The 12,326-nt window shown below is 47.5% G+C and carries 11 protein-coding genes; 5 read left to right on the forward strand and 6 right to left on the reverse strand.

Annotation, left to right across the window (positions count from 1 at the left end):
* Positions 1 to 14: 14 nt before the first annotated feature.
* Together GKG41_RS02390 and GKG41_RS02395 are read right to left on the reverse strand one after the other, a co-directional pair.
* The gene (locus GKG41_RS02390) at positions 15 to 998 is read right to left on the reverse strand and encodes an ABC transporter permease (protein ID WP_154256879.1); all 984 of its coding nucleotides are present in this window, start codon (positions 996 to 998) and stop codon (positions 15 to 17) included.
* 43 nt (positions 999 to 1,041) lie between these two features.
* Positions 1,042 to 2,160, reverse strand: a complete 1,119-nt coding sequence (locus tag GKG41_RS02395) for a substrate-binding domain-containing protein (RefSeq protein ID WP_154256880.1) — start codon at positions 2,158 to 2,160, stop codon at positions 1,042 to 1,044.
* 237 nt (positions 2,161 to 2,397) lie between these two features.
* Here GKG41_RS02395 and GKG41_RS02400 point away from each other — a divergent pair, with 237 nt between their 5' ends.
* The 5 genes from GKG41_RS02400 (at position 2,398) to GKG41_RS02420 (ending at position 8,742) form a co-directional block, all read left to right on the forward strand.
* A complete protein-coding gene (locus GKG41_RS02400) occupies positions 2,398 to 4,005 on the forward strand; it encodes an AraC family transcriptional regulator (RefSeq protein ID WP_154256881.1) in 1,608 nt (535 codons plus the stop codon).
* A 56-nt stretch (positions 4,006 to 4,061) separates the two neighbouring features.
* Entirely contained in the window at positions 4,062 to 5,240 is a 1,179-nt protein-coding gene (locus tag GKG41_RS02405; RefSeq protein ID WP_154256882.1) for a histidine kinase, read from the forward strand.
* Positions 5,194 to 6,645, forward strand: a complete 1,452-nt coding sequence (locus GKG41_RS02410) for a sugar ABC transporter ATP-binding protein (protein ID WP_154256883.1) — start codon at positions 5,194 to 5,196, stop codon at positions 6,643 to 6,645. The genes GKG41_RS02405 and GKG41_RS02410 overlap by 47 nt, the downstream gene beginning before the upstream one ends.
* 126 nt (positions 6,646 to 6,771) lie before the next feature.
* Complete coding sequence (locus GKG41_RS02415) at positions 6,772 to 7,428, forward strand: TetR/AcrR family transcriptional regulator (RefSeq protein ID WP_243140918.1); 657 nt, start codon at positions 6,772 to 6,774, stop codon at positions 7,426 to 7,428.
* Between the two features lie 75 nt (positions 7,429 to 7,503).
* Complete coding sequence (locus tag GKG41_RS02420; protein ID WP_154256885.1) at positions 7,504 to 8,742, forward strand: MFS transporter; 1,239 nt, start codon at positions 7,504 to 7,506, stop codon at positions 8,740 to 8,742.
* Here GKG41_RS02420 and GKG41_RS02425 read toward each other — a convergent pair whose 3' ends face one another.
* The 4 genes from GKG41_RS02425 to GKG41_RS02440 all read right to left on the reverse strand — a co-directional run bounded on the left by GKG41_RS02425 (position 8,743) and on the right by GKG41_RS02440 (position 12,323).
* Entirely contained in the window at positions 8,743 to 9,723 is a 981-nt protein-coding gene (locus GKG41_RS02425) for a GyrI-like domain-containing protein (RefSeq protein WP_154256886.1), read from the reverse strand.
* A 31-nt stretch (positions 9,724 to 9,754) separates the two neighbouring features.
* On the reverse strand, positions 9,755 to 10,216 hold the full coding sequence (locus tag GKG41_RS02430; RefSeq protein ID WP_154256887.1) for a GyrI-like domain-containing protein: 462 nt from the start codon (positions 10,214 to 10,216) through the stop codon (positions 9,755 to 9,757).
* 55 nt (positions 10,217 to 10,271) lie between these two features.
* Positions 10,272 to 11,189, reverse strand: a complete 918-nt coding sequence (locus tag GKG41_RS02435; protein ID WP_154256888.1) for a YafY family protein — start codon at positions 11,187 to 11,189, stop codon at positions 10,272 to 10,274.
* A gap of 144 nt (positions 11,190 to 11,333) precedes the next feature.
* Positions 11,334 to 12,323: a uroporphyrinogen decarboxylase family protein gene (locus GKG41_RS02440; protein ID WP_154256889.1), complete on the reverse strand. Its 990-nt coding sequence runs from the start codon at positions 12,321 to 12,323 to the stop codon at positions 11,334 to 11,336.
* Between the last annotated feature and the right edge of the window lie 3 nt (positions 12,324 to 12,326).

Raw genomic sequence — 12,326 nt, forward strand, 5'->3', positions numbered from 1 at the left:
TTTGTCTTTGAATCTTAATCCTCTGCGGTTTTAGAGCGTTTAATCTGATCGATAATAACAGCAACTACCAATGCGGCCCCGATTACAAAGTTCTGCCAGTATGCAGATATCTTCATAATGGTCATACTGCTGGAAAGAATGTTCATAAATATAACGCCGATCACTGTACCAGCCAGGGTACCTTTCCCTCCGTATGTACTGGTTCCCCCGATAACCACCGCGGCAATTACCTGCAGTTCATATCCCGTTCCCGCAGAAGGCTGTCCGGATCCCAGGCGGGAGGACATCAGGACACCATCCAGCGCAGACAATGTTCCGATGATTGCATACAGGCTGATCATAATAGCATCAATATTGATTCCTGCTACCCGGGCTGTCTCAATATTGCCCCCTATGGCATAGATCTTCCGCCCATATACGGTATATCTCATAATGATAAAAAAGACGGCGGCCAGAATCATTGCACACACCACTGCTGTGGGTATGCCCAGAATAATATTCTGCTGTTCAATAGCCTTAAACGCCTCCGGAAGAGGAAAGATTGGAGTTCCCTGAGTGATAACATATACAAGTCCCCGGGCCATATAGTACATCCCCAGTGTCATCATAATCGGCGGAATCTTTAGCTTTACGATAACTACTCCGTTTAATATCCCGCAGGCCATACCGGACAGCAGTCCCAGAAGAACGCTTGGAACGATCGGCAGTCCGTTTGTAAGACAATACGCGGTGACTACACCTCCCAGACCATAGACAGAGCCCACAGAAAGATCCAGTCCCCCGGAGATTAAAATCAGTGTCATTCCCAGGGCCGGTATAAGCATATAGCCGCTGGAGCGCAAAATACTTAATACATTTAGCTTTGTAAGGAATAAAGGGTTTACCATCTGCACTATAATGATTAACAAAATGGTGGGAATCATAATCCCAATCTCCTTTACCCGAAAGATATTTTTAATGATCAATTCTTTTTTTATGCCTGTCTGTTCTCTACTCATATCCATGCCCTGCTTTCCCAACTGTATGCAATCTGGTCCATCCTTACTTAGCGCCGGTTGCTTCCGACCAGTCCTTATCCGGGTAGTCTGTGTCGAACCACTGCTTTCCTTCCTTGAAATGATCTGCAAAGCTGTCTACGTTCTCTGCATTGATAGGGGTAACACCGGCGTCCACAAACGTTTCTGCCGGCTGTGCGCCAAACATCTTTTTCATATACGTCCACATAGCCGGCCGGTACCCATACTGAAAGTAATTTTGTGCGAGGGATCCCAGCACATAGCCGCTGTTAATCTCTTCCAGACAGTCTTCCTGCATTCCATCCCCAAATATAATAACACTGCCTGGTTCTTTCCCCATTTCTTTCATCGCCTGGGCAATGGCAGCCGCACATTCTCCGCCGCAGCAGACAACTGCATTTACCTCAGGATACGCAGTAAATAGATCCTTGGCATGCTGGAGCGCTACCGTGGCATCGCTGTCTGAACTCAGCTGCTGCACTACTTCAAATCCGGCCTCATGCTCTGCAAATGCCTTTTCATAGCCTTCCATAACGCCGATGGCAAGCTCGGAGTCCAGCTGATAAAGCATCTCTGCCGCAACAATTTTCTTTCCCTCCAGCGCCTTGCTCACCTCTTTTCCTCCCAGATACCCCCAGTTTACAGCATCCGGATTACATCCTCCTGCCAGGTACTGATGCAGATTCGGTGTGTCCCCCCCTGCGGTGTAAAGGTCAATGCCGGCCTCATAGCAGTCTTTGAAGCAGGATTCCATAGCGGATTCACTTAGGCCAAAGGTAGCAATCCCGTCGGCACCTTCCGCGATAGCCAGCTCAATACATTTGATCATCTCATTGGCATCCAGGCCTGTGGGCCCCACCCAGCTGACCTCCAGTCCCGGAAAATCTTTCTGGGCCTGCTCAATTCCCTCCTTTGCCCCAAGCCATACCTGGTGGGCAATCAGCGGCGTAACAAATACAAACTTAACCTTATCCCCATTTTCCGCATCTGTCTTAGCCTCCTCAGGAGCCTGTGTCTCTTTTTCCGGTTCCTTTTCCGCTGTTTCATCTTTCCCTCCGCACCCGGCCAGCATACCTGCTGCCAGAACCATGCTGAGGATTAGAGCCGCACCCTTTTTTACACTCTTTTTGATTCTTTTTCTCATACAAAATACCTCTCCTTCTTTTATTTTGTCCGGGTCTTTTCCCGATGTCTGTATTATTGCAGATGCATCCCTCTCTGTCCACGGGATAATTTTCAGATTAGGTGGACTCTGGTTGTGAGTTTTCAGTTATCCATTATTTGGTAGTTCATTTGACTTGCAAGTCAAAAATAGATATGGTACGTTAACCTTAAGTTTACAGAATCCTGCAGCCGGTTGCAGAAGGAGGCGTTTTTAGCGATGTTAAAGGTTTTGATTGCGGATGATGAAACACTGGTATGTGAATTAATTAAGATGTCCATAGACTGGGGCGCCCTTGGGCTGGAAGTGTCAGGAACTGCCTATAACGGGCTCGAAGCACTGGAGATGGCTCTGAAGATAAAGCCGGACATTGTTATAACTGATGTGCGAATGGCTGGTTTGGACGGTTTGTCTCTGATTGAGGGGATCCGGAATGCCAGGCTTGACTGCCGCTTTATCATTATCAGCGGCTATCCTGATTTTAGTTATGCACAAAAGGCTCTTAAGCTCAGCGTCTTCGAGTACATACTAAAGCCTATTGACGAGGTAACCCTGACGGAGGCCCTAATCCGCCTCCGCAATAAAATACAGCTGGACGGCGAAGCCTCCTCTCAGATATCAGCCTATAAAAGTCAGCTGGATCACAATCTGGAACTGATGCGGTCCCGTTTTCTAACGGAACAGCTATCCCTATCCCGGCCTTTTGATATGCCTCTGAAGGAGATTAACGAAACCTACCAATTCCAGTTTCAGTATGCGGTATATGCAGCTATGGTTGTAAAAGTAGACAGTATCTTTGAAGAAAGCCAGCCCTCGGATATGGATACTCTTCTCCTGCGGAAAATGTGTGCCGCAACCCAGCAGCGAATGAATAAGGGAGGAGTTCTGTCCTACTCAATTGTCAAGCCGGGGCGTCTGATCAGCATTGTAAACTGTACCATGGAACAGGCAGCGGATCTATATAACCTTTCCCAGGCGGTTCTCTATGAGCTCCAGAACCGGGATGAATGGTTTAACCAATATACATTTACCATAGGACTTGGCACTATGACAGACAGCCTGGACAAGATTCACCACTCTCTCGCTGCTGCCGACACAGCGGTAAAATACCGTATTGTCAATGGGGTAAATAGGGTAATTAATTCTGCCTCCCTGTCTTTTCCTCACTACAGCATCCGTGATTATATCACTGTAGATGATGAAAAAACCTTTTTTCACCTCATACAGAACTGCGATATGATTGAGCTGAAAAACTGGATTCTCTCTCTGTTTCAAAGTCCTCATATTATCAAGTACGCTTCCCCGCCCCTGCTTTTTGATCTGGCGGAAAAGTGTGCGGACATCTTTGGGGAGGCTGTAAAGACGCTGGATCCGGACAGTATGCCCCGCAGTGAGATACTCCGCCAGGCACTGGACAACTGCCGCTCTCTGGAAGATATCCTCCGGACACTTCTGGAGCATATACAGTCCTTTGCACAGGACTATTATACCAGTCGGACTGAAACCTACAGCAAGCCCATCCAGATGATGAAAGACTACGTGCTCCTCCACTACAGAGAACCCATAAAGTTAAATGACATGGCTGAGCTGGTACATTTCCACCCCAATTACCTGAGTGAGCTTTTCCGGAAGGAGACGGGTATGACCTTCAGTGACTATCTCACCGACTGCCGGCTGGATGCTGCCAAAAGGCTGCTCCTGGATCTTCAGTATAATGTGTATGATGTAGCAGAGCTGGTGGGAATTAAAGATACCAAATATTTCAGCCGGATATTCAAGAAAGCGGTGGGTGTCACCCCAAGCGAATACCGAAAGCTGCATATGTAGCCGCTAAAAAGCGGTTTTTGTCCGTAACCAGCTGCCGCGGGATAGGAGGTCTTCTAATGAAGAACATATTTTACAAAATCAAAGACCTGGATATTTCAGAGCTTTTCAGCCTGAAGCATAAGACAGTTTTCTTTTTTGTTCTCAGTCTGGCTGCGAATGTTTTAGTCTCTCTTCTGGTATCCCTGTCCTGTATCCGAAGGATCCTGAGAGCGCAAAAAGAACATCTGTCACTTGGGTTTTCCGGCATTTATCTTCCGCTGCTCCTGAGCGGGGTGCTTTTACTGATCCTGGCTGCCGCTTCAGGCCTACTGTTCTATAAGACCGTTTATCAGCCTATTTTTAAAATAGATGAGGCACTGCACAAAATTATGGATGTGGATCCCAATTATGAGATAACCGTCAGCAGGCAGAGTGAGCTTTACCCCGTGGCAAAAAGTCTGAACCAGATTCTGCTCCGGCTAAAAGGGTATATGGACCGTGAATACAGTGAAAAAATTCTGCGGAAGCAGATGGAAATTAAGGCTCTTCAGAGCCAGATTAACCCACATTTCCTCTACAATTCCCTGGACTGTATCCGGGGAGAGGCGCTGATGCAGAATGCGCCCAACATTGCCCATATGACCAAAGCCTTATCCAACCTGTTCCGGTACTCCATGTCCCACGACTCCAGTCTGGTAACCTTCCGCGCGGAACTGGAGCATGTGAATAATTATATGATCGTCCAGCAATACCGGTTTAACAACAAATTTACCATGCATCAGCAGATTGAGCGCACTGCAGGTTTTAACCTCATGGACTATAAGCTTCCCCGCATGACCCTTCAGCCTATTGTGGAGAATGCCATAATCCATGGTCTGGAAACTAGGCTGAAACCCGGAAATATATGGATCAGCGCCTATGCAACCAGCCAGAGAGTGGTAATAACCATTGAGGATGACGGTATCGGGCTATCCCAGGAAAAAATGAATGAACTCAATGAGAGTTTCACCCGTCCTGTGTCCCAGAGCATAGAGCAGGAGGAGGACTATGTACCCAAAAGTATTGCACTGCCCAACATTAATGAACGGATTAAGCTTACGTACGGGGATGAATTCGGACTGCAGATCGCCGGAACTCTGCAGCTTGGCACAAATGTAGAGATCACACTGCCGGCACCTAAATCAAACATGGAATTTACCGGAGGGATTTATGAAAACAGAACTTCTGCGGGCAGATCATATCACAAAATCTTATAATCGCATACGTGTCCTGAACCACACCAGCTTCCATATCTTTACTGGTGAAATCCTGGCAATTATCGGTGAAAACGGGGCCGGAAAATCTACTCTTGTGAAGATCCTCATCGGGGAGACCTCTGCAGATTCCGGAAGGATCTATTATAAGGGCCAGCTGCTCACTGCAGTCAATTCCGCGAAGCTGGCATCCATGGGAATTGGCGTAGTGCATCAGAAGCCTCTGCTGGTGCCATTTCTCAGCATTATGGAGAATATATATGTGATCCGCCGCACCGGGCAGGGGGAAATCTTTATCGATCGCCGGAAATATATCCGGCAGACCCGGGAGCTTCTGAAAAACTTTCAGCTAGACTTTTCTCCCCTCACCAAAGTATCCAGACTCTCCTTCGCCCAGCAGCGGATGATCGAGATATTGAAAGCAATCTCGATCCATCCCCAGCTGCTTATTTTGGATGAGCCGGCCCACCCATTCTCAGAACAGGATTTTCAGCTTTTTCAGAATATTCTTCTGAAGCTGAAACAAATGGGCACCTCTGTTCTTCTCATTACCCACAATATTGATGAGGTTATGGCACTGGCCGACCGTGTGGTTGTCCTGCGGGACGGCAGTACCGTATTTAACAAAAAAGCCGGACAGTTTCTGAAAAGTACCCTGCTTCAGGTGCTTCTGGCGGGTCCCCCTTCAAGTACCTATACCGCCCCCTTAAGATGTGAGGATCAGGAGGTGCTTCGTGTTGAGCATCTGGCTGCGGGCAAGGTACTGAAGGATATTACCTTCTCTCTGAAAAAAGGAGAGATTCTGGGAATCACCGGCCTGTCGGGTTCCGGAAAATCCACTCTCCTCTATGCCCTTTTCGGCCTGGAAAGGGTAAAGCACGGAGAGATTTTTATCCATGATAAAAAGTGCTCCATCTCCTCCCCCAGAGATGCCATAAGGCAGGGACTTGGTCTGATTGTGGAAAACAGATTTGAAAATGGATTGATTATGCATATGACAACCGCCTTCAACCTTATGCTGTGCTCTCTGAACCGGATCAGCCGATGGGGGTTTGTTCTCCCCCATCTGGAATCCTATCTGGTGAAATATCTGACGGAAAAACTGGGGATCTCTCCCCCTTCCCCTTATCTGACTGTTGATCACTTAAGCGGAGGAAACCAGCAGAAGGTACTTCTGGCAAAATCGTTGGCGGCCAAACCCTCCATTTTGTTAATGGATCAGCCCACCTCAGCTATTGATATGACCTCCAAAAAGGAGCTTTATCTAACGCTCTCGCAGATCGCACAGGAGGGGACCTCTATCCTTCTTGTCTCAAATGAGCTCCATGAGGTCTGTGGGATCTGCAACAGGGTTCTGGTTATCAACAATGGGTGCATTGATGAGAAGCTGTCCAGGCAGCCGCACTGATCCCAGGCAGCCACGGCTCTCAGCCGGATTTCCATTACCGATATTTATTTCCTTGACAAATAAAACTCTGTGTATTACTATATACATACCGACGGTATGTATCAAAAAAAAGGAGACACAACACAAATGGCCAGGAATAAATATCCGGAAGAAACCATACAGAAAATATTGGACGTATCTTATCGCCTGTTTTTAGAAAAGGGGTATGAACATACCTCTATACAGGATATTGTCCATGCAATTGGTATGTCCAAAGGGGCCATCTATCATCATTTTAAATCAAAGGATGAGATCCTGGAACGGATCTGTGAGCAATATTACAGTGATATACAGTGGCTGGACGATATTCTTCAGGACTCTTCCCTGAACAGCCTGGAGAAATTAAAAAAGATCTATTACTATGAACTGAACGATGAAAAGAAGCGAAGCTACGACATCATAGCCCTTCCTATGCTGAAAAATCCCAATATGATTGTCATGCAGCTTCAGGAGGCTATACATGAGACTGGGCCTCTCCTGACAAAGCTGATTGAGGAGGGAAATGCGGACGGAAGTATGCACGTGAAGTATCCCCGCCAGCTAGCCGAGACTATGATCCTCCTGGTGAATATCTGGATTAGTCCGGGATGCATTCCCGTATCCCGTGATGACTTTTTCAAAAAGATACTTTTCTATCAGGATATGCTGGAGAATCTGGGGCTTCCATTGATAGACGGCAAATTTGTGAACGTCTGCATGGGATACTATGATGCGGTATTCGGCTCTGTGTCCTGGGACACATAACCTATTATATGCCCCTTCGGGGGTAATTCTTTTATGCATATACATACCAACGGTTGGTATTAAAGGAGGCTAAGAATGAATACTCAAAAATTATTTCACAAAGATTTTACGATTATGGTCCTTGGACAGATTATTTCCCTTTTCGGAAACTCTATCCTGCGCTTTACCCTTTCGCTGTATATTCTGGACACCACCGGATCTGCCGCTGTTTTCGGGAGCATCCTTGCCGTTTCCATGATTCCTACGGTGCTGCTGTCTCCTTTTGGAGGCGTATTGGCAGACCGGGTGAACCGGCGGAATATTATGGTGGTTCTGGACTACTGCACTTCATTTATCATCTTTTTATTTGCTCTGTTGTTTTTCAACAGTTCTTCCCCTGTGATCGCAGTAGGGCTGGTGATGGTCCTGCTCTCTGTCATCCAGGCATGCTACCAGCCGTCTGTGCAGTCCAGCATACCGGTCCTGGTCTCCCAGGATAATCTCATGAAGGCTAACGGAATTGTCATTCAGGTGAATGCGCTCTCCAATCTGCTGGGCCCTATTCTGGCAGGGATCCTGTACAGCTTTGTACCCCTCCGGCTGAATCTCATCATCAGCTGCATCTGCTTTTTCTTCTCTGCCACAATGGAATTGTTCCTGCATATTCCTTTTTTTCCTCAGGAAAAGACCGGGGGCCTGGTCTCTATGGTGAAAAAGGATCTGGGGGAGGCCTTTCATTTTCTCCGCAGAGAGCGGCCTGATATGATGCGGGTACTTGTGGTCATTGCCTGCATTAACCTGTTTCTGTCGGCTATGATAATTGTAGGACTTCCAGTTATTATTAAAATATACCTGGGGCTCTCCACCCAGCACTATTCCTTTGCAGACGCGGCGGTGGCGCTGGGTACGATACTGGGCAGCTGTCTCACCAGTATCTTCCCCGAAAAGATACACTTTAAGACTTCCTACCGCTTCCTCCTGGGTTCCAGCATTGCGCTGCTTCCCATGGGCCTTGCGGTAGTCACAAACCGGTCCCCCGGTCTGTCCTACGGCATTCTTATGGTCTTCCTGATCCTCGCCCTGAGTTCCGCGGCCGTATTTAATGTTGCTGCCCAAACCTACGCGCAGCAACAGACGCCGATCCAGTATCTGGGGAAGGTAGGTTCCTTTATTACTGTGATCTGCGTCTGTGCACTGCCTCTGGGTCAGGCCATGTATGGGGGGCTGTTTCAGCTTTTCCAGAATTCCGTAAGCATTGTTATATTTTTTGCCTGCCTTATCAGCATTTTCATTAGCTTATACACGAAAAAGACTTTAAAAGCTCTGAGGGAGTAGTTACGCCCTTTTTACGGGATGGCGGATCACCGTCTTTAACCGTTCGGGAGCCGTCCTCCGTGGATCCCCCAGATAGATCTCGTGGTGGAGCCGGTTCTCTCCAATGTCTGTGACAAACCCGGACTCTGCAATAAATTGTTCCAGCTTTTCTATGGCAGCCGGCTCATCGTCATAGGGACCGATGTGCATCACCTGACAGCAGAGTCCCTCTGTGTACTTCACAAGCCTTGCAGGGGATAGATCCAGTTCTGGCTTTTTCTTCTGCAGGGCTTTCTTTGCTGTCTCAAAGACTTCCTGTGTCACAAATTCCGGCTGGCGGATCATGGCCGTCCAGCAAAATTTATTCTTATCTGTTATGGTTCTGCCGTCAAAGTATCCATCCTCACCCCACCAGAGGCCCTCCAGAGGGGGAACCACATACTCAAAATATCCTTCCGGCTGTGTCCCGCTCATCTTACTCATTTTAATACCGAAGGACAGACCGTATAGTATTTCCATGGCGGTTTTATACTCCTCTGAGGTGTTTGGATCGCCCTTTCCGTCCACCATAATAAATATCATCTCCGGCACGTCTATGACAGAAGGCTTTGTTTTTGGAAGATACAGATCTTTATAGACCTTTTTATAATCCAGCTTTTCCGGTTTCTGTTCCATTTTCTTAACCCTGCCTTTTGCTTTTTTGGGCTGCTGAAGCTCCGTGCAGGTTTCCTGCACCAGAGCCTTCAAAAATTCCCGGTCCTCCAGATCCTCCACGCAATACATTCCTGGTGTCCCCCCGTGGGGTGCCGCAGGTTCTGCCTCCGGGAGCATTCTGTGTCCGGCGTCAGTTATCTTAATATAGAACTGGTTGTCCTCAACTGTTCCGAAGAAAAGTCCATGGCACCACAGACCATATTCTCCAAAAAGTTTCTTATACGTAATCTCTCCCGCCTCCGCCAGCTGTCCTGCTACATATTTCACAAATTCCAATGTAGACGCCATGTCTTCTCCCTCCCTGTTTTTCCGATAAATACTACTCTTCTCTCAGTGCGATATACATATGGATTTCTGCATTTTCCATATCATTGTTCTGGTATTCTTCAAAGTCACAGGTAAAAGCCCGGGGCAGCTCCATGGCCCACAGTCTGCTCCAGAAATCACCGGCTGCGTTTTCCATATGTCCCCTGACAATAAAACGGGCATACTTTCCAGCCGGTATCTTTCGAACCTCTGTCCCCTCCGGCATATTGCCTTCCCTCTCTATCTCACAGGCCACAGCAGCTGTGTAGTCATCTTTTTCGTCTCCCGCATAATCCGTATAGATGCCCAGTGCCTTCTCATTGCTTTTATGCTCAATAGCCGGATATAGATCCGGTGAGAAAAAGCGCTCCCAGAGGCCTCCAATGACTGCCCCCATATCCGGTGAAGTATTATTGGTCCTGGCACTGATGGCTGCTACGGTCTTTTCCTCTAACTCTACGATGTCATAATTCATACTGTTTTCCTCATTTCTATTTGATAAGGTAAGGATAACACAGAAAACAGGACATCTATATGTCGTCTTTATAGTATTTTTTCCCTATTTCTTTTATGATACAGCAGAACTCCCGGCGGAGATCCTCCGGCTCCAGAAGTTCACATTTATTCCCAAAGCTCAGTATCCAGGAATAAAGGCTGTCCTTATCGGCAAATCCCGATGAAAACAGAAGCCTTCCGTCTTCCTGCTCCTGAAAGCTGTCAATCCCGTATTCCTCGATAAGCCTCCACTTCATATCAGGTTCCAGCAGCACGGACGCCCGGATTAGGTAAGGAAATATTCTTTCATTGTCAATCTCAAAAGGGGGAACCTCCCTGGGAATAAAAGTCTCGCCTGTAGTATCCAGCTTCAGCATCCGGTTCAGCTTAAACATCCGGTAATCCTGCCTCTCCAGACAATACCCCCATACATACCAGGATGCCCACTGAAAAAGAAGCAGATACGGCTCAATCCTCCGCACACTCTCCCCCTTGGGGCTGTAATAGGCAAATGAAATGGACTCCGTTTTGTCAATGGCCCTCTGAATTAGTTCGATCTTCGGAGCCAGAGAAGATTTATACCAGGAGGACAGGTCAATGAGAATATGGCTGTTGGAAGTAAGAACAGAGGAATTGCCCGCAGACAGCTTTTCCATAAGCTGCTGGTATCTGTTGGTGCCGCACACACTGTCCAGACTCCTGAGACCGGCCAGTATAGACTGCATATCCGAAGAGGTGAGAAGAGTCCGATCCATACGGTACCCCTCCATAATGGAAATCCCGCCGTTCTTCCCCTGGATTGTCACAATAGGGATACCTGCCCTGCAGATATCCTCAATGTCACGGTTAATGGTACGCCTTGAAACCTCAAACTTCTCAGCCAGGTAGGGAGCAGTTACCTTCTGCTGCTGAAGAAGGATAGAGAGTATTCCAATCAAACGATCTATTTTCATGAAGGTGACTCCTTTTCTGTAGTAATAGGTACATTGTAGCATACTCAGGGCAATTGGGGACAGGGCATTTGCAAAATGGGACAGGCCGATCCCAAAGTGGGACGTGTTCTTTCTAGAAAGAACACGTCCCACTTTAACCCTTTTCTAAAACATTTCTTTGCTCACAGCGTCTATTTCTTCGGATGTTGCCTCGTACACCCCTTCGAAGGTACTAAGCGGCAGCCCCTGGGAGGCGCCCGGAATGAAGTATAATTTTCCGCATTCCCTGCAGGCTCTTTGTACTTCCCGTCTGACTTCCTCTTTTGTCCATCCGGGATGATCGATGCTTGCGCTGTCAATCCCTCCCATAAAGGAGATCTCCGGACCATATTTCTGGATCAGCTCCGGAATATTATTTGACGTCATAACACCCTGCCAAATATCAATTCCCATGTCTATCATATATGGCACCAGTGTGGCGGCATAAGAATCTGAGTGATGGACAATAAGTTCTACACCGTTCTCCCGATAGCAGCTGTATATTTTCTTGTAGGCAGGAAGATAGAATTCCTCGAACATTTCCGGAGATATGAAGGTGGAAATCTGGCTGCCCCAGTCGTCGTGATGGAAGAGACCGTCCGGTTTCATGTATTTGCAGATTTGCTCCGCATACTGAATCTCCCAGTCTGTTATATAGTCTATCAGCTCGTGCATTGCCTCCGGCTCCTCATAGAAAGCCATCATGCAGTTCTGGATCTCTAAGAGATAATGGCACTGTTCAAATACTCCCGGTGCGATGAAGGCCATAGCGAATTTTTCCTTTCGGTCTACGGATTCTGCGTGCCTGATTGCCGCCTCCCACTCTTCTTCGGGGTAGACAGCGGGAGGCGCTTTTACATAGTCTTTCCACGCAGCAATGTCTTTACACACAATATGTGCCTCATCGTGAATGGGGAATGCTCCCGGCAAGTCCTTGGGCCAGGTTTTGGTAACACCCCATCCTGTTTTCACATCAAGCTCTCCCGGATTGGGATCCGGAAATTTCAGGGTGAAGGGATCCTCTCTTATTATATCGAAGGCCTCATACTGGTTTACAAAACGATCTGGTTTTCCTCCCCGAATAGTTTCAAGCAAATTTTCTCTTTTTGTTAACATACA

Origin of the sequence: Lactonifactor sp. BIOML-A5, assembly GCF_009677585.1 — a bacterium.
GTDB lineage: Bacteria > Bacillota > Clostridia > Lachnospirales > Lachnospiraceae > Lactonifactor.